Below are 18,433 nucleotides of genomic sequence, written 5' to 3' on the forward strand. Positions count from 1 at the left end.
CCCGACCTCCGTAGACTTCACCGCTGTGACTGAACTCGACACCGCAACCCAGCGTCCTGACCTCCCCGCCGCGTGGACTCCGGCGGAGGTAGAGGCGGAGCTGTACCAGCGGTGGGTCGACCGGCGTTACTTCGAGGCGGACGTCAAGAGCGACAAGCCGCCGTTCACGATCGTCCTGCCCCCGCCGAACGTCACCGGTTCGCTGCACATGGGCCACGCCATGAACCACAGCGTGATGGACGCGCTGTCCAGGCGCCGCCGCATGCAGGGCTACGAGGTCCTCTGGCTGCCGGGCATGGACCACGCCGGCATCGCGACGCAGAACGCCGTCGAGCGCGACCTCGCGAAGCAGGGCCTGTCGCGGCAGGACCTCGGGCGCGAGAAGTTCATCGAGCGCGTCTGGGAGTGGAAAGAGGAGTACGGCGGCAAGATCCTCGACCAGATGAAGAGGCTCGGCGACGGCATCGACTGGTCGCGCGAGCGCTTCACCATGGACGAGGGGCTGTCGCGCGCCGTCCAGACGATCTTCAAGAAGATGTACGACGACGGCCTGATCTACCAGGCCGAGCGGATCATCAACTGGTGCCCGCGCTGCCAGACCGCGCTGTCCGACATCGAGGTCGACCACAGCGAGGACGAGGGCGAGCTCGTCTCGATCCGGTACGGCGACGGGGAGAACTCGATCGTCGTCGCGACCACGCGCGCCGAGACGATGCTGGGTGACACCGCGGTCGCCGTCCACCCGGACGACGAGCGCTACCGGCACCTCATCGGCACCGAGGTCGAACTGCCGCTGACCGGCCGCCGCATCCCGATCGTCGCGGACGCGCACGTCGACCCGAAGTTCGGCACCGGCGCGGTCAAGGTCACCCCGGCCCACGACCCGAACGACTTCGAGATCGGCCAGCGCCACGGCCTGCCGAACCTCACGATCATGGACGGCCGCGCGACCATCACCGCGCACGGCCCGTTCTTCGGCCTCGACCGCCTCGAGGCGCGTCCGGCGATCGTCGCCGCGTTGCGCGCGGAGGGCCGGATCGTCGCGGAGAAGCGGCCGTACGTCCACTCCGTCGGGCACTGCTCGCGGTGCAACACGGTGGTCGAGCCGCGCCTGTCGCTGCAGTGGTGGGTGAAGGTCGAGAACATCGCCGCGGCCGCGTCCGCCGCCGTTCGCGACGGCCGCACCAAGATCCACCCGGCCGAGCTGAACAAGCGGTACTTCGACTGGACCGACAACCTGCACGACTGGTGCATCTCGCGCCAGCTGTGGTGGGGCCACCGGATCCCGGTCTGGTACGGCCCGGCCGGCGAGGTCGTCTGCGTCGGACCGGACGACGAGATCCCGACCGGTGAGGGCTGGCGTCAGGACGAGGACGTCCTCGACACCTGGTTCTCGTCGGGCCTGTGGCCGTTCTCGACGCTGGGCTGGCCGGACTCCACCGAGGACCTGAAGAAGTTCTATCCGACGTCGGTCCTCTCGACCGGCTACGACATCCTGTTCTTCTGGGTCGTCCGGATGATGATGTTCGGCCTGTACGCGATGGATGAGGTCCAGCCGTTCGACCACGTCTTCCTGCACGGCCTGATCCGCGACCAGCACGGCAAGAAGATGTCGAAGTCCAAGGGCAACGGCATCGACCCGCTGGACTGGATGGAGCGCTACGGCGCGGACGCCACCCGGTTCACGCTGCTGCGCGGCACGAACCCCGGTTCGGACATGGCCGTCGCCGAGGAGTGGGCGGCGGGTTCCCGCAACTTCACCACGAAGCTGTGGAACGCCACCAGGTTCGCGCTGGCCAACGGCGCCACGGTCGAGCGTCCGCTGCCGGCCCGTGACGAGCTGACGGCGGCCGACCGCTGGATCCTCGACGAGCTCGACGCGCTGGTGTCCACTGTGGACACGAACTTCGAGGCGTTCCAGTTCTCCCGGGCCTGCGACGCGCTGGCCGCCTTCACGAGGGACGAGTTCTGCGACTGGTACCTGGAGATCGCGAAGGTCCAGGTCGCGGACGGCCGCGTCGAGGCCACGCAGTCGGTCCTGGGTCACGTCCTCGACACGCTGCTGCGCCTGTTGCACCCGGCGATCCCGTTCATCACCGAGACGCTGTGGACGTCGCTGACCGGCGGCGAGTCACTCGTCGTCGCCGAGTGGCCGAAGCCTTCCGGTGCCGAGCGCGACCTGGACGCGAAGGCCGAGATCGAGGGCTTGAAGAAGCTCGCGACCGAGATCCGCCGCTTCCGTTCCGAGCAGGGCCTCAATCCGGGTCAGAAGGTCGCGGGCAAGGTCCGCGGCGCGTGCTGCGTCGGCCTGATCGACCAGGTCCCGTCCGTGCGGTCGCTGACGCGTCTTACGGAGCCGGGTGACGAGTTCACCGTCTCCGCGACGCTCGAGGTCGGCCTGCCCAAGGGCGCGGTGAAGGTCGAGCTGGACCTGTCCGGCACGATCGACGTCGTGGCGGAGCGCAAGCGCCTCGCCAAGGACCTGGCCGTCGCGCAGAAGGAACTCGAGGGCACGACGAAGAAGCTGGGCAACGAGGCGTTCCTCGCCAAGGCGCCCGCCGACGTCAAGGCCAAGATCGAGGAGCGCAAGGCCACCGCCGAGTCCGAGATCGCCCGCATCAACGAGCGCCTGGCCGCGCTGCCGGAGGCGTAAGCACCGTGGAAACCAACCTCGACGAGTTCCTCGACGTCGAGAACGAGCTCAACCAGCGGTGGCCCGAGACCAAGCTCGAGCCGTCGCTGGACCGGATCAAGGCGCTCGCCCACGTGCTGGGTGATCCGCAGACGTCGTACCCCGTCGTGCAGTTGACGGGCACGAACGGCAAGACGTCGACGTCGCGGATGGTCGATGCGCTCTTCACGCGCATCGGCCTGCGCACCGGCCGGTTCACGAGCCCGCACCTGCAGCTCGCGACCGAGCGGATCAGCCTCGACAACCAGCCGATCTCGCCCGAGCGCTACGTCGAGGTCTACCGCGACGTCGAGCCGTACATCGCGATGGTCGACGCGCAGTCCGAGATCCGGATGAGCAAGTTCGAGGTGCTCACCGGCATGGCCTACGCGGCCTTCGCGGAAGCGCCGGCCGACGTCGCCGTGGTCGAGGTCGGCATGGGCGGCACGTGGGACGCGACGTCCATCGTGGACGCCCAGGTGGCCGTTCTGACGCCGATCGGCGTCGACCACACCGAGTACCTGGGCAACCGTCCCGAGGACATCGCGGTGGAGAAGTCCGGCATCATCAAGCCGGGCTCGGTCGCCATCATCGGCGAGCAGACCCCCGAGGTCATGAAGGTCATCCTGCAGCGGGTGGCCGAGGTCGACGCGACCATCGCCCGTTTCGGCAGCGAGTTCGGCGTCGTCTCCCGCGCCGTGGCCGTCGGTGGCCAGATGATCACGTTGCAGGGCCTCAGCGGCGTCTACGAGGACATCTTCCTGCCGCTGCACGGCGAACACCAGGCAGCGAACGCGGCGCTGGCGCTGGCCGCGGTCGAAGCGTTCTTCGGCGCGGGCCCCGAGCGTCAGATCAACATCGACTTCGTCCGCGAGGGCTTCGCCTCGGTCATCACGCCGGGCCGTCTCGAACGGGTCCGCTCAGCCCCCAACGTCTTCGTCGACGCGGCTCACAACCCGCACGGCGCGGCCGCTCTGGCCCGCGCGCTGGAATCCGAGTTCGGCTTCCGCAAGCTGGTCGCGGTCGTGTCCGTCATGGCGGACAAGGACGCCGAGGGCATCCTGTCCGCACTGGAACCGGTCGTGCAGGAACTGGTGATCACCACCAACTCCTCGCCGCGCGCCATGGACCCGGACGTCCTCGCCGGTCTCGCCGTCCCGATCTTCGGCGAGGACCGCTTCGAGGTGCGTCCCCGTCTCGTGGACGCCATCGAGGAAGCCATCCACCTCACCGAGGACGAGCAGTCCGGCGGCGGCATCATCGTCACCGGCTCGGTCGTCACCGCGGGCGAGGCCCGCGCGCTGTTCGGAAAGGAGCCGGCATGACCACCCCGGCCCCTCTGAAGAAGGACCCGATGAAGGCGTTCCGGGGCATCATGGCCGGAACGCTGATCCTCGAGGTCATCGTCGTGGCCCTGGCCCTGCCGGTGATCGCCAAGCTGCACGGCGGTGTCACGTCGCTGGTGGGCTGGACCGCGTTCGGCTTCATCGCCGCGTTCATCACGATGTGCGCCTTCGTCCGCAAGCCGTGGGCGATCGGCGCCGTCGTCGGGCTGCACGTGCTGCTGATCGCCAGCTGGCTGCTGCTGCCCGCGATGGGCGTGATCGGCGTGATCTTCGGGCTGGTCTGGGCGTACCTGCTGTGGCTGCGCAAGGACCTGCTCAAGCGCATGGCCGAGGGTCGCCTTCCGGCCCAGCAACAGCAGCAGTCCTGACGTATTTCCACGCAATTCGGCAAAAGCATTACCTGTTCACCCGATCGTGCTTTGAGTCCGGCACGGCTACCGCTACCTGGCGCTATGCTGCTCGACGCACGATTCTGCGGGAGGAACCGGGATGAGCGGGACCAAGGTCGATCTGGAGACGCTGCGCGCGGCCATCAAGGAGTACGAGTCGATCCGCGACGATCTGATGGTGGCTCACCAGAACGGCGTCCGGCTGACCACTGTCCAGGGTGCCGGCAAGGACATGCCGAGCCAGGTCTACGCGAACTGGGCGCGCGCTGCCGGTGAGGCGCATCAGCTGTCGAACGAGCAACTCCAGGACACCCTGACCACCAGGATCGAGAACCTGCAGGCCACGCTGCGTCAGTACGAGCAGACCGAGCAGGGCAACCGGGACAACCTCAAGTAGAAGGACTGAGCTGGTGCGCATCCGAACCCTGGTCGCAGGTACCGCGGCACTTGCGTTGCTGGCCGGCTGTGGCGACAGCGGTGGTACGACCGGCACGCCGACCACCGCGAGTCAGCCGACGAGCACCGGTAACAGCGGGGGAACTCCCGAGATCGAGAACCCGCTCGACGTCAAGGCCTTCGAAGCTGACCCGTGCAGCGCGGTCACCCCAGCTCAGGTAGAGGCGTTCGGCATGCCCGGAGTGGGCGGCAGGGTGAACAACACCGAGCTCGGGACGGCCTGCATCTGGCTGGGTGCGAGCACGCCGGCGAAGATGGCTCCCGGGGTCGCGTTCCTCCCGGAAGGCACGAACCTCTCCACCATCGTTCCGAACAAGGACAACATCTACAAAGCCTTTGAACCGCAGCCGGCCATCCAGGGCTACCCCACCTACATCGCTCTCGTGTCCGAGGCCCGCGCCAAGGGCGACTGCGCTTTGCTCGTCGGTGTCTCCGACGTGAAGGCCATCACCTTCACCTTCCAGAGCAATCAAGGCAGCCCGAAGTTCGCCGACCCGTGTGCGGGGATCACGGAGTTCGCGAACCTCGCCATCACCACGATGAAGGCAGGTGCGAAATGACACGGCCCGCGCCCAGCTGCTTCACCGAGGACAACACCCGTGCCGAAGGCTTCTCGGGAGCGCAGATCTACTCCCAGATGCACGGCGGTCCCGGCACCGCGTCGGCGGATGTCGCCGCCACCGCGGCCGCCGGGCTGGGGCGCGACTACGCCGGCATCGAGGCCAGGCTCAAGCGGGTCAGCGAGACCTTGGGCGAGGCGTGGAGCGGCGCGAGCGCGAGTGCCGCTCAGGCCGCCGGCAACCCGATCAACCAGGCCATGATCCAGATGCAGGACGCGCTGAAGCAGGCCGATCACTCGATCTCCAACCAGATCCACCAGTTCACCCTGAACAAGGGGCAGCTGAAGAACATGCCGGCGTCCAAGCCGGACACGAACCTGTGGGACGACGCGACTCCGTGGGACACCGACACGGAGGACAAGGTCAACAGCTACAACTCCGAAGAGGCCCACAACCGGGGCGTCTACAAGGAGTTCCAGAGCGCCAGCAACACCAACCGCGGTGAGCTGCCGAAGGAGTTCCCCGGTGTCCTGACTGACAGCCTCGTGGTCGAGATCGCCCAGACCGGCGGCAACAACGGTGAAGAGAAGACCACGACCACGAGCACCACGACGACGCGCTCGTCCACGACGGGTCTGCCGCCCTCCACGAGCACGCCGCAGAGCACGACCGGCACCGGGTGGACCGTGCCGACGACCAACGGCGACCAGACCACCACGAGCTCGTCGAACACCACGGACACCACGACCACGAGCAACACCAACAACACCGGCAGGCCCGACCACCTCACCACCAAGCCCCCGGTCGGCAGCGTGATCGACAGACCGAACAACACGGGCCTCCCGCCCATCGGTGTGCCGGTCCGCCCGAACACCGGCGGCCCCAACGGGCCCGGCAGCCGTGGTGGCCCCGGCGGTCCCGGCGCGAGTGGTGGCGCGGGCAAGTTCGGCGGCGGCGGAGGTGGCGCGGGCGGTGCCGGCAAGTTCGGTGGCGGCGGCCTGGGTGGTGGCGCTGGCAAGTTCAGCGGCGGCGGCCTGGGCGGCGTCGGCAGCGGAACGGCCGGTGGCACGGCTGCCCAGCAGCCCGGCGGCAAGGCCGGGGTGTTCGGCGGCCTGGGCGAGACCGCGGCGGGTGCGCGCGGCGGTGCGGCGGGCACGGCCGGAAGGGCCGGTGCGGCCGGCATGGGCGGGATGGGTGGTCAAGGGCAGAAGGGCCAGGGCGAGGACGACCTGGAACACAAGTCCGCCGACTACCTCATCTCCGAGGAGAACACGAACGAGATCATCGGCGACATGCCGATGGTCGCTCCACCGACGATCGGGGGGTGACGTGCTGCGGTCGTCCATCCAACTGTCCGACCTCGCCTTCGACGTGTTGTGGAAGCAGGAGAGACTCGGCGAGTACCACCCCGCGCTCTCCGTCGACTCGCCCGGGCAGACCGAGGACGAACGCGTGCTCATCGAACGCGACGTCATCGGTGAGCTGCGCCGGGTCGGCCTCGACCACCCGGACGTCCGGGGCACGCTGCACCTGATCGCCAAGGCGGACCACGACTACTCGGCCTGGATCGGGATCACGCCGAACGAGACCAGGCCCGTGGTCGTGGCGGCGAACGCGCAGCACGGGGTGCTCGCCCTGCACGACAACGGGTTCGTGCAGCTGCACCCCATCCGGCCGGAGAACGCGCCGGAGGTCCTCGCGATGCAGCTGCCCGACGTGCCGGCGGGCCGTGGCGCGTCGATCAACGTGCACGAGACCGAGATCAAGCTGCACCAGCCCGGCAAGGCGTCGCCGTCGATCTCGTTGCGCCAGCTGCTCGCCCAGCCCCGCAAGGGCACGGCGAAGCTGTACGCGGCGAAGCGCAACGGCGAGGGCAGGCAGCGCGCCAAGACCTTCCTCACCACGATCGACTTCGAGGACGGCCGCTGGCTCGTGGTCAAGTACACCGACGAGAACAACCAGACGTGGGTGCACGCCACGCCCGCGTCGCGCCAGATCATCACCGACTGGCTCAAGCGTTTGACCTGATCAATTCACCTCGGGTTGGGCTCCCGGTCAGAACCGGCGACTAGAAACCGCCCATGACCTTCGACCGTCGCACGTTGTTCAAGGCAGGCGCACTCGGCACGGCAGCCGTGCTGGTGCCGAGTGGCGTCAGCCTCGCGAAGACCGACCGACCGATCCTCACCCACGGCGTGCAGTCCGGCGACGTCACGTGGGACGGCGGCATCGTGTGGACGCGCGCCGACCGTCCCTCGCGGATGGTCGTCGAGGTGTCCAACGACCCGGGGTTCCGCTTCTCGCGCCGCGTCCGCGGCCCGTTGCTCACCCCGGAGACCGGTGGCACCGGGCAGGTCAGGGTGTCGAGCCTGCTGCCCGGCCGCCCCGCGTACTACCGGGTCACGGCCGAGGACCTGCACGGCCGCACCCGCAGCGAACCGGTGACGGGCAGCTTCACCACCGCGCCGCTCGGCCGTGACGACGTGCGGTTCGTGTGGTCCGGGGACGTCGCGGGCCAGGGCTGGGGGATCAACCCCGACATCGGCGGCATGCCGATCTTCAAGGCCATGGCCGACCGCAGGCCGGACTTCTTCATCCACAGCGGCGACAGCGTCTACTCCGACAACCCGATGCAGGCGAGCGTGACGCTCCCGGACGGCCGGATCTGGCGCAACCTCGTCACACCGGAGAAGTCCAAGGTGGCCGAGACGCTCGACGAGTACCGCGGCCAGTTCGCCTACAACTTCCTCGACGACAACGTGAAGCGCTTCGCGTCCCAGGTGCCGGTCTTCGCACAATGGGACGACCACGAGGTCACGAACAACTGGTACCCGGGCGAGATCCTCGAGAACCCGCTCTACACCGAGAAGCGCGTGGACGTGTTGGCACAGCGGGCTTTCCAGGCTTTCCACGAGTGGATGCCGATCGATCAGAAGCGCGCTGTGGACGGTCGCGTCTACCGGAAGTTCTCCTACGGCCGCAACGTCGAGATCTTCGTGCTCGACATGCGCACCTACAAGGACAAGAACACCTCTCCCAAGGACAAGTCGGGCGTCATCCTCGGCGCGCAGCAGGCGAAGTGGCTCGTCGACGGACTCAGCCGCAGCACCGCCACGTGGAAGATCATCGCGGCCGACCTCCCGATCGGCCTGACCGTCCCGGACGGCGCGGACGTCGAGGGCGTCGCGAACGGCCTGCCGGGCGTGCCCAACGGCCGTGAGCACGAGATCGCGTGGGTGCTCCGGGAGCTCAAGCGGCGCCGGGTCCGCAACACCGTCTGGCTCACCGCGGACGTCCACTACACCGCCGCGCACCACTACTCGCCCGACCGCGCGGCTGTCGGCGACTTCGACCCGTTCTGGGAGTTCGTGTCCGGCCCGCTGCACTCCGGCGCGTTCGGTCCCAACACGCTCGACCCGACGTTCGGCCCGCAGGCCGTGTTCGTGCACGCCCCGCCCGCCGCCAACACCTCACCGCTGGACGGGTTCCAGCACTTCGGCGAGGTCAGGGCGTCGCAGCACGAGCTCACGGTGTGGCTGCGCGACGCGACGGGCGCCTCGCTGTGGTCCAAAACCCTCAGGGCCGCCTGATGACGTCGTAGGGTCGGTGGGTGCCCATCTCGTTCGACACCACCGGCTTCCGTCAGCTCGACCAGAACACCTGGCAGCACCCCAGCGGTGACCAGGCCGAACTGGCCTACCACGGCCTGGTCCCGGACCTGCCGGCCGGGCTGGACGACCTGCCGAGGCTCCGGCACGACCTCGCCCTGGTCCACGGCGAGACCGGGTGCCTGATCGAGGCGCACGTCGTCCAGCTCGGAGGGGCACCGACGCTGCTGCGGATCGTCAAGATGCCGCTGCCGAACCAGCCGCACGGGCAGATGTTCGTCGCGTCCTTCACCATCCCGAAGGAGAACTGCAGCGCGGTGCTGCAGCTCGGCGCGGTGGAACGGGGCATGACGGGCACGCGGGAGGCCATCCTCGCGGCCGAGATCGGGTTCCAGAACTGGACCAAGCAACACCCGTACGCGCCCGAGCTGGCGGGTGTGCTGCCGTTCCACGCGGGGGATGACCCTCGTCACGACGCACGCTTCCCCGACCACCCGTTGTCCCGCGTGCGCGCGTGGGCCCACCACGTGGTGCGCACGGCACGGGTGGATCCGGGGTTCGCCTCGCTGCCGCCGTTCCGGGGCCAGACGCCGCCACCGCCGGTCGAGCCCGGTCAGACCCTCGTCACCGCGCTGCCCAGCCTGCCGGTCAGGGACTTCATCGGCCTGCAGATCGGCGACCAGACCACGTACTGGCGGACGGCCGACCCGAAGCTCAGGGAGATGCTCGGCCTCGGCCTCATGGGGCGCTCGCCGCTCGCCGAGACCCGGTTCCGCGACATGCTCCTCATCGACGTCGAGACCGGCGAAGCGATGATCCCCGATCGGTTCACCACCAACGGCCAGATGACCGCGCACAGCACGCGCCTGCAGCAGGTCTCGCTGCCCGAGGCCGACGGCGCGCTGTCCGACGACGACGTCATGGACGCCTTCAAGTGGGCCGGCCGGATGGCGGGAGCAGCGGCGGAACGCGGTGAGTTCCTGTCACTGGAACCGATCGAGAACCAGGACGAGCAGGCCGATCCGCACATCCTGCTGGCCGTCCAGCAGCACGAGGGCCGGCAGATGGTCATCGCGCAGTTCTCCCCGCCGCCGTCGGAGGGACCGCTGGCGGGGGCGCCGAGCCGCAGTGCTCCGGCCACGCCCGAATCCGTCGAGGGCATCGGCGTGATCGCCGGCCTGGCGGTCAACGAGTGGCGCTCCCATCCGCTGAAGATGGCGATCACCTACCGGCGTCCGGCGGGCTGATTGCAAACATTTGCAGTACCCGACGTATTGTTTCCCGCTGTTTGTCGTGGTTTCGTGCAGCAACCCTGCAAGAGTTTGCGACAAGGAGGTCGCGATGCGTCGGGTCGTCGCCGCGCTCGCTGCACTGGTTTTGCTCCCCCTGACACCCGTTCAGGCCGTTGCCGCTCCACCGCAACGCCTGGCCGTGGGGGAGGTGGTGGACATAGCGCCCGGTGTGCGCGACGGGGACGCGAAACTCGCGTTGCCGCCCAAACGCGACGACCTTCGGGGCGAGCGCTTCTACTTCGTGATGCCCGACCGGTTCGCGAACGGGGACCCCGGCAACGACCGGGGCCGTTCGAAGGCGGCCGAGCACGGCTTCGACCCCGCTGACAAGGGCTTCTACCACGGTGGTGACCTCAAGGGCCTGCACCGGAAGCTCGACTACCTCGACGGCATGGGCATCACGGCGATCTGGATGACGCCTATGTTCCTCAATCGCTGGGTGCAGGGCGACAGCGCCGGTTACCACGGCTACTGGACGCTCGACTTCACCAAGCTCGACCCGCACTTCGGCACCACGCAGGAGATGCGCGACCTGATCAGGGACGCGCACCGGCGTGGCATCAAGGTCTTCTTCGACATCGTCGCGAACCACACCGCCGACGTGATCAAGTACGCGGAGAACAAGACCCAGTACGTGTCGACGGGCGCGCAGCCGTACCTCGACGCGTCCGGCAAGCCGTTCGACATCGCGGACCACGCGGGCCGCAAGGACTTCCCGAAGCTCGACGCCAAGAAGTCCTTCCCGTACACGCCGGTGAAGGACGGCCCGACGAAGTATCCGTTGTGGCTCAACGACTCCACGCTCTACCACAACCGCGGCGACTCGACGTTCTCCGGCGAGTCGAGCGAGCAGGGCGACTTCTCCGGCCTCGACGACCTGATGACCGAGCACCCGCGCGTGGTCAACGGCATGAAGGACATCTTCACGAGCTGGATCGACACGCTCGACATCGACGGCTACCGCGTCGACACCGTCAAACACGTCAACCTGGAGTTCTGGCAGGCCCTCGCGCCGCACGTGAAGCAGTACGCGAACCGCAAGGGCAAGAAGGACTTCTTCGTGTTCGGCGAGGTCTTCGACTCCTCGCCCGAGAACACCTCGAAGTACACGACCGACGGCCGCATGCAGGCCACGCTGGACTTCCCGTTCCAGAGCAGCGCGCTGAACTTCCTGTCCGGCAAGGGTTCCCAGGGCCTCGGTGAGGTCCTGCTCGACGACGACCGCTACACCGACGCCGACTCCAACGCCTCGTCGCTGCCCACGTTCCTCGGCAACCACGACATGGGCCGGATCGCGTGGATGATCCGCAACGACCGTCCGGGCATCTCGGACGCCGAACTGCTGGAGCGCCTCAAGCTCGGCAACCAGCTGATGTACCTGTGGCGCGGCAACCCGGTCGTCTACTACGGCGACGAGCAGGGCTTCGCGGGCACGGGTGGCGACAAGCTCGCACGTCAGGACATGTTCGCCTCGAAGACGCCGGAGTACATGGCGGAGAAGCTCATCGGCTCCGACCGCACCGGCGCCGTCGACAACTTCAACACCTCTCACCCGCTGTACCAGCAGCTCAAGGCCCTCGCGGCGCAGGTCGACCGCGATCCCGTGTGGCGTGACGGCAACCAGGTGCTCCGGTACGCCGACGGTGACGTGTTCGCGTTCAGCCGCATCCTCGGCCGCGAGCACCTCGTCGTCGCCAACGCCGGCACCTCGCCCGCGACCGTCACCGTGCCGGTGTCCTCGGCCGGATTCGAGAACGCCGCCGTGCAGAACGGCCGCGTCACGGTCACCGTGCCCGCGCTGTCGTCGTTGGTGCTCAAGGGAACCAGCAACGTCGCTGCGACCAAGCCCTCGCCGACGCTGGTCGCCCCGGCCGCCGGAACCGTGCTGGACGAGCGCGTCGAACTGCGTGCGGACGGCATCAGCGCGCCCAACGCGGCCGCCACGTTCGCCGCCCGTGTCGAGGGCACCCGCGACTGGACCGTGCTCGGCACCGACGACGCCGCCCCGTACCGCGTGTTCGCCGACCTGTCCGCACTTCCGGGTGCGGCCGTCGGCAAGCGCGTGGAACTGCGCGTGGTCGCGAAGTCGGGCGAGATCGGCGCGGACGGCGCGTTCGTGTCGCTCGTGGCCGCGCCGCCGCTCCCGGACCCCGGCACGAAGAACCCTGACTGGCTGGTCGTGCACTACGCGCGCGACACCTACGACGGCTGGGGCCTGCACGCCTGGGGCGACGTCGAGACGCCGACCGAGTGGAACGCGCCGCTGCCGTTCGCGGGGGAGGACGCCTACGGGCGCTTCGCCTGGATCAAGCTGAAGCCGGGCGCCAAGTCGGTCGGGCTCATCGCGCACAAGGGCGACGAGAAGGACACGTCCGTCGACCGGTTCGTGGACCCGAGCGTGACGCCCGAGATCTGGCTGAAGCAGGGCGACCCGGCCGTGCACCCGTCGGAGCAGGCGGCCACGGGCAAGGCGGTCGTGCACTACGTCGGTGACGCGGCCGGTGCCGTCGTCCGTGTCGCCGGACGTGGGGACGTGCCGTTCACCAACGGTGTCGCGGAACTCCCGCCCACCACGGACTTCTCCGTCGTGCGCGGCACGACGGTGGAGGCGTCGGGCAAGTTCACGAGCGGCCACTCGTGGGTCGCCGGTGGCAAGGTGCACGCTTCGAAGGCGGCCGCCGAGAACCGGGCGGTGATCCACTACAACCGGCCGGACGGCGACTACACCGACTGGACGATGTACCACTGGACGGGTTCCGAGGAGCCGTCACCGGGCTGGAACCAGTCGCGCGTGCCGGACGGACGTGACCAGTTCGGCGTCTACTGGTCGGTGCCGCTCGCGGCCGGCGCGGCGGGCCTGAGCTACATCGTCCACCGCGGCGACGCCAAGGACCCGGGCCCCGACCAGTTCCTGGACCTGGGCCAGAAGGGGAACGAGGTGTGGCAGTTGCAGGGGAACGAGACCTACCTGCTGCCTCCCAACGCCGGTCCGGCCGCCGATGACGACCTGACCAAGGCCAAGGCGATCTGGATCTCGAAGGACAAGGTCGTCTGGGACGTCCCGTCCGTGCAGTCCGACGGCTACCGGCTCGAGTACGGCGCGAAGGTCCTGCGGCTCTCGCCCACGACCGACGAGGTCCCGGCGCAGTTCCCGCACCTGCGCGGCAAGCCGGTGTTCGCCGTGCGCGGGTTCGTGGACGAGGCGTTGCGCGACAAGCTCTCCGCCGTGCACGTCGATGCGGGCGGAGCCATCCGGCACCGCACGAGCGTTCAGATCGCGGGCGTGCTCGACGACCGTTATGCCGCCGCGGCGACGAAGCTGACGTTCGGGCCGACGTTCGACCACGGCCGTGCGTCGGTCAGGCTCTGGGCGCCGACGGCGTCCAACGTCAAGCTGCGCCTGTTCGACCAGCCCTCCGGAGAGCCTCGGAAGGTCGTGCAGCTCCAGCGCGACGACGCCTCGGGGTCGTGGACCGGTTCCGGTGACTGGAAGAACGCGTACTACCAGTTCGAGGTCACCAACTGGCAGCGCGCGGTCGTGGTCACCGACCCGTACTCCGTGGCTCTGTCGGTGAACTCGACGCACTCGCAGTTCGCTGACCTGAAGGACTCGCGATCGATGCCCGCCGGGTGGGCTCGTGACGTCGCGAAGGGCATGGGCGGCGCGATCACCGAACTGCACGTGCGGGACTTCTCGATCAACGACCAGTCCGTTCCGGCAGCGGATCGCGGCACCTACAAGGCGTTCACGCACCGCGACTCGACGGGCATGAAGCACCTGAAGACGCTGGCCGCGGCGGGCATGGACACCGTGCACCTGCTGCCGACGTTCGACATCGCGACGATCCCCGAGAAGCGTTCCGAGCAGGCCACCCCGGCCTGTGACCTGCCGTCGCTGCCCGCTGACTCCGACCAACAGCAGGCCTGCGTCGGCGCGGTGGCCGGTCGTGACGGCTTCAACTGGGGTTACGACCCGTTCCACTACGACGTGCCCGAGGGCTCGTACGCCACGGCGGACGCGCAGAACGGCTGGGCGCGTTCGAAGCAGTACCGCGAGATGGTGAAGTCGTTGCACGACAACGGCAACCGCGTGGTGGTGGACGTGGTCTACAACCACACGGCGGCGTTCGGCGACGCACCGACGTCCGTGCTGGACAAGGTCGTGCCCGGCTACTACCAGCGGCTCAACCTCGACGGCTCGGTCGCGAACTCCACGTGCTGCGCGAACACCGCGACCGAGAACGCCATGATGGGCAAGCTCGTCGTGGACTCGGTGGTGCGCTGGGCGCGCAACTACAAGGTCGACGGGTTCCGGTTCGACCTGATGGGCCACCACCCGAAGGCGAACATCCTCGCGGTGCGGGCGGCGCTGGACGCGCTGACCGTGGAGCGGGACGGTGTGGACGGGCGCAAGATCGGCGTCTACGGCGAGGGCTGGGACTTCGGCGAGGTCGCCGGCAACGCCCGGTTCGAGCAGGCCACGCAGGCGAACATGGCCGGGACGGGCATCGGCACGTTCAGCGACCGGTTGCGTGACGCCGTGCGCGGTGGCGGTCCGTTCGACGACGACCCGCGCGTGCAGGGTCTTGGTTCCGGTCTGGCCGGGGACGTGAACTCCTCGCCCGCCAACGGGAACGTCGCTCAGCGGCTGGAGAACTACAGCGACCTGGTGAAGCTGGGCATGGCGGGCAACATGGCCTCGTACCGGTTCCAGTCCACCGCCGGGCCTGTCGTTTCCGGCCGGGACGTGAACTACAACGGCTCTCCCGCCGGCTACACCGGGCAGCCGTTGGAGGCCATCACGTACGTCGACGCGCACGACAACGAGGCGTTGTTCGACGCGTTGATGTACAAGCTGAAGCCGGAGACGTCTGTTGCCGACCGCGTGAAGATGCAGACGGTCTCGCTGGCACCGGCGTTGCTCGGGCAGGGGCGCCCGTTCGTGCACGCGGGCACCGAGTTCCTGCGCTCGAAGTCGTTGGACCGCAACAGCTACGACTCGGGTGACTGGTTCAACGCCTACGACCCGTCGTTGCGCGACAACGGTTTCGGTCGCGGGTTGCCGCCCAAGGCCGACAACGAGGCGAAGTGGCCGTACGCGAAGCCGTTGCTGGGTCTGGCGAAGCCTTCCTCGTTCGACATGAAGGCCTCGCTGGACGCGACGCTGGAACTGCTGCGGATCCGCCAGTCGTCGCCGCTGTTCTCGCTGGGCTCGGCGGACCTGGTGCAGCAGAAGGTCTCGTTCCCCGCCGCTCAGTCCGGTCTGGTCGTCATGCACGTCGACGACACGGTCGGGCCGGACGTCGATCCGGCCCGTCGCGGGCTGGTCGTGGTGATCAACCCTTACCCGACGGACCAGGCGGTCACGCTGCCCGCCGGTGACTGGAAGCCGCTCACCAGGGAGAAGAAGGCTGGTGCCGCGCGTTCGGTCGTGGTGCTGGAGCGATAGTTCCGCTGGAAAATAGTTTTGTTCCAGATCAGTTTGCTACCGTGGGCTCATGGGCACGACGGGGTGTACTGACCTGATGATGCTGCTGCATCGGACGGGGCACGCGCTCGAGACAGAGCTGACGGCGAGGCTCGCGGAGATCGGACTGACTCCGCGAGCCCGCTGCGTCCTGTCCAGCGCGCTGGACGCGGAGCTCACGCAGACCGAGATCGCGGACCGGATCAGCATCGACAAGACGACCATGGTCGTGACGATGGACGCGCTCGAATCCGCCGGGTACGCCGAGCGCAAGCCGTCGCCGACGGACCGGCGCGCCCGCGTCGTGGTCGTGACCGAGGCAGGCCGCGCCATCGTGGCGAAGGCGGACGACGTGTACTCCGATGTCGTCGGCAGCGTGCTGGGCTCGTTGCCGGACGACGAGCGCGAAGGCATGGTCAACGGCCTGACGCGCCTGGTCGAAGGCCGGTTGAGCACCCCGGTCGCCTGTGAGAAGCCCCCGCGCAAACGTGCGCTGCGTCATGCTGTTGGGTAGAAGATAGTCCCGTACAAAACTATCTGTTACGGTTCCTCTTATGACTTCAGGGGGATCGAAGACCGACGCGCGCTGGCTGGCGCTGATCGTGCTGTGCGCAGGGATGTTGATGATCGTGCTGGACCAGACGATCGTGAACGTCGCGCTGCCCGCGATCGCGGAGGACCTCAAGTTCGGCCAGGCGGGACTCGCCTGGGTCGTGAACGCGTACCTGATCGCCTACGGCGGTCTGCTCCTGCTCGCGGGCCGCCTCGGCGACCTGATCGGGCACAAGAAGGTGTTCCTGATCGGCCTCGGCGTCTTCACGGTGGCCTCGCTGCTGTGCGGCCTGTCGTTGAGCGCCGAGATGCTGATCGTGTCGCGCTTCGTGCAGGGCGCGGGCGGTGCGCTGGCCACGTCCGTGACGCTGGGCATGGTCGTGACGATGTTCCCGGAGAAGGACGAGCAGAGGCGCGCCATCGGCATCTTCAGCTTCGTCGCCGCTGCCGGTGCGTCTTTGGGGTTGTTGCTCGGTGGGGTGCTGACGGACGGCATGTCGTGGCACTGGATCTTCTTCGTGAACATCCCGATCGGCATCGTGGCCGCCATCGCGGCCGTGCGTCTCGTGCCTGACTCCGTCGGCCTTGGGCTGCGTGAAGGCGCGGATGTCCTTGGGGCGCTGCTGATCGTGGCCGCGGTGATGCTCGGCGTCTACACGATCGTGAAGGCTGAGCACTACGGCTTCGGCTCTGCGCACACGCTTGGGCTTGGTGCCGTGGCGGTGGCGTTGTTGGTGGGGTTCGTTGTGCGCCAGCGGACTGCCGCGAAGCCGTTGCTGCCGTTGCGTGTTTTTCGCTCCAGGAACGTGACTGGCGCGAACCTGGTGCAGATCTCCATGGTGGCCGGCATGTTCGGGCTGTTCTTCCTGGGGACGCTCTACATGCAACTCGTGCTGCAGTACACGCCGTTGCAGATCGGGCTGGCGTTCATGCCCGTTGCCGGGGCCATCGCGGTGTTCTCGGTGTCGTTGTCGGCTCGGTTGAACGCGCGGTTCGGTGAGCGCAACATGCTGATCGTCGGGTTGCTGTTCATGCTCGTCGGCATGGTCGTGTTCACACAGGTGCCCGTGGACGGGTCCTATGTGGCGCACATCCTGCCCGCGGTGGCGCCGTTGGGTGTCGGGCTCGGGTTGTCGTTCCCCGCGTTGATGACGCTGGCGATGTCCGGTGCCTCGCACGACGAGGCCGGGCTGGCTTCCGGGCTGGTGAACACGACCGCGCAGGTGGGTGGCGCGTTGGGGCTGGCCGTGCTGGCCACGACCTCCACGAGTTACACGTCGTCGTTGCTCGCCTCCGGGGTGGGGCGGTTGGAGGCGTTGACGTCCGGGTTCCACCTGGCGTTCTGGATCTCGGCCGTGCTGGTGGCGGTGGCTCTCGGGCTGGCGGTGTTCGTTCTGCGGCAGGTTGCCGTCGATCGGTCCGATCAGCCCGTTCTGGTGCACTAGTGGTCGGCTAGCTCTTCTCGCTCACGGACGTCCTCGGTGCGGAGGATCGTGAACTTGCGGTCCTTCGCGTCCAGGACCTTCAGGAAGCCCGGGCTCGTCTCGAAGACGTAGACCTCCTGGGCGTCGTTGATCCGTTCCTTCGGGACCCACGGAGTGCTGACGATCGCCGCCACGGCCAGTGCGGAGCCCGCCAGGATCCAGGCGAACCACTTGAGGATCCAGCGGGCGTTGCGGATGGCCAGCACCATGGCCGCGCCGATCGCCACCGCCCCCAGCGCCAGCCACCAGCGGTGGTACGTGAGGGTGTGGGAGACCATCAGCGCGATGAGCACGATCAGCGCGAGAAGTGCCGTCGTGTGGGGGCGCTCCGGGTCTGTCCTGGTGCGGAGGTAGTAGAAGAACGTGGCCGGGGTGACGATCATCAGCAGGACCGTGCTGATGCGGTCGTCGGCCATGAACGTGCCCAGGAACAGGCCGGGGGCGTCGTCCAGTTCCAGGGTGTGCAGGAGCGCGAACGCGGTGTGCCAGTCGTAGTGGGAGACCGCGAGGAGCCTGAGTAGGACGAACAAGACGGCTGCGCCGGTCACCGCGGAGCCCGTGTGCTTTGCACTCACGCTGCGCACTATCGCAGGTGTGGCGTTCGCTAC

At 68.2% G+C, this 18,433-nt stretch carries 13 protein-coding genes; 12 read left to right on the forward strand and 1 reads right to left on the reverse strand.

The annotated features are described in order from the left end of the window. The first annotated feature begins 25 nt into the window (after positions 1 to 25). From PV646_RS37310 to PV646_RS37365, 12 genes are all read left to right on the forward strand, one after another. The gene (locus PV646_RS37310) at positions 26 to 2,653 is read left to right on the forward strand and encodes a valine--tRNA ligase (protein WP_500347015.1); all 2,628 of its coding nucleotides are present in this window, start codon (positions 26 to 28) and stop codon (positions 2,651 to 2,653) included. Between the two features lie 5 nt (positions 2,654 to 2,658). Further along, the gene (folC, locus tag PV646_RS37315; RefSeq protein ID WP_500347016.1) at positions 2,659 to 3,996 is read left to right on the forward strand and encodes a bifunctional tetrahydrofolate synthase/dihydrofolate synthase; all 1,338 of its coding nucleotides are present in this window, start codon (positions 2,659 to 2,661) and stop codon (positions 3,994 to 3,996) included. Continuing rightward, the gene (locus tag PV646_RS37320) at positions 3,993 to 4,385 is read left to right on the forward strand and encodes a DUF4233 domain-containing protein (protein WP_500347017.1); all 393 of its coding nucleotides are present in this window, start codon (positions 3,993 to 3,995) and stop codon (positions 4,383 to 4,385) included. The genes folC and PV646_RS37320 overlap by 4 nt, the downstream gene beginning before the upstream one ends. Positions 4,386 to 4,506: 121 nt before the next feature. Continuing rightward, positions 4,507 to 4,803: a PE domain-containing protein gene (locus tag PV646_RS37325; RefSeq protein ID WP_500347018.1), complete on the forward strand. Its 297-nt coding sequence runs from the start codon at positions 4,507 to 4,509 to the stop codon at positions 4,801 to 4,803. A gap of 13 nt (positions 4,804 to 4,816) precedes the next feature. Beyond that, on the forward strand, positions 4,817 to 5,422 hold the full coding sequence (locus tag PV646_RS37330; protein WP_500347019.1) for a DUF3558 domain-containing protein: 606 nt from the start codon (positions 4,817 to 4,819) through the stop codon (positions 5,420 to 5,422). Further along, the gene (locus PV646_RS37335; RefSeq protein WP_500347020.1) at positions 5,419 to 6,750 is read left to right on the forward strand and encodes a hypothetical protein; all 1,332 of its coding nucleotides are present in this window, start codon (positions 5,419 to 5,421) and stop codon (positions 6,748 to 6,750) included. The genes PV646_RS37330 and PV646_RS37335 overlap by 4 nt, the downstream gene beginning before the upstream one ends. A 1-nt stretch (position 6,751) precedes the next feature. Beyond that, positions 6,752 to 7,450, forward strand: a complete 699-nt coding sequence (locus PV646_RS37340; protein ID WP_500347021.1) for an ESX secretion-associated protein EspG — start codon at positions 6,752 to 6,754, stop codon at positions 7,448 to 7,450. A gap of 53 nt (positions 7,451 to 7,503) precedes the next feature. Then, positions 7,504 to 9,012, forward strand: coding sequence for an alkaline phosphatase D family protein (locus PV646_RS37345; protein WP_500347022.1), 1,509 nt, complete (start codon positions 7,504 to 7,506; stop codon positions 9,010 to 9,012). 20 nt (positions 9,013 to 9,032) lie between these two features. After that, a complete protein-coding gene (locus PV646_RS37350; RefSeq protein WP_500347023.1) occupies positions 9,033 to 10,277 on the forward strand; it encodes a hypothetical protein in 1,245 nt (414 codons plus the stop codon). A gap of 94 nt (positions 10,278 to 10,371) precedes the next feature. Beyond that, positions 10,372 to 15,771 (forward strand): pullulanase-type alpha-1,6-glucosidase, encoded by a 5,400-nt coding sequence (gene pulA, locus PV646_RS37355; RefSeq protein WP_500347024.1) that lies wholly within the window; start codon positions 10,372 to 10,374, stop codon positions 15,769 to 15,771. 49 nt (positions 15,772 to 15,820) lie between these two features. Further along, the gene (locus PV646_RS37360; RefSeq protein WP_500347025.1) at positions 15,821 to 16,303 is read left to right on the forward strand and encodes a MarR family winged helix-turn-helix transcriptional regulator; all 483 of its coding nucleotides are present in this window, start codon (positions 15,821 to 15,823) and stop codon (positions 16,301 to 16,303) included. 40 nt (positions 16,304 to 16,343) lie between these two features. Beyond that, a complete protein-coding gene (locus PV646_RS37365) occupies positions 16,344 to 17,786 on the forward strand; it encodes a DHA2 family efflux MFS transporter permease subunit (RefSeq protein WP_500347026.1) in 1,443 nt (480 codons plus the stop codon). On the opposite strand, the gene PV646_RS37370 is transcribed toward PV646_RS37365, so the two are convergent. Then, positions 17,783 to 18,400, reverse strand: coding sequence for a hypothetical protein (locus PV646_RS37370; RefSeq protein WP_500347027.1), 618 nt, complete (start codon positions 18,398 to 18,400; stop codon positions 17,783 to 17,785). The two genes, PV646_RS37365 and PV646_RS37370, sit on opposite strands and share 4 nt — an antisense overlap. Positions 18,401 to 18,433: the final 33 nt, after the last annotated feature.

The organism is Streptomyces sp. ID05-26A (assembly GCF_033794685.1).
Lineage (GTDB): Bacteria > Actinomycetota > Actinomycetes > Mycobacteriales > Pseudonocardiaceae > Lentzea.

What these genes read in the sequence shown, in the direction of transcription:
- PV646_RS37320 (WP_500347017.1), top strand. Translation starts at nt 3,993, where the DNA reads ATGACCACCCCGGCCCCTCTGAAGAAGGACCCGATGAAGGCGTTCCGG.
- PV646_RS37325 (WP_500347018.1), top strand. Translation starts at nt 4,507, where the DNA reads ATGAGCGGGACCAAGGTCGATCTGGAGACGCTGCGCGCGGCCATCAAG.
- PV646_RS37335 (WP_500347020.1), top strand. Translation starts at nt 5,419, where the DNA reads ATGACACGGCCCGCGCCCAGCTGCTTCACCGAGGACAACACCCGTGCC.
- PV646_RS37345 (WP_500347022.1), top strand. Translation starts at nt 7,504, where the DNA reads ATGACCTTCGACCGTCGCACGTTGTTCAAGGCAGGCGCACTCGGCACG.
- pulA (WP_500347024.1), top strand. Translation starts at nt 10,372, where the DNA reads ATGCGTCGGGTCGTCGCCGCGCTCGCTGCACTGGTTTTGCTCCCCCTG.
- PV646_RS37360 (WP_500347025.1), top strand. Translation starts at nt 15,821, where the DNA reads ATGGGCACGACGGGGTGTACTGACCTGATGATGCTGCTGCATCGGACG.
- PV646_RS37365 (WP_500347026.1), top strand. Translation starts at nt 16,344, where the DNA reads ATGACTTCAGGGGGATCGAAGACCGACGCGCGCTGGCTGGCGCTGATC.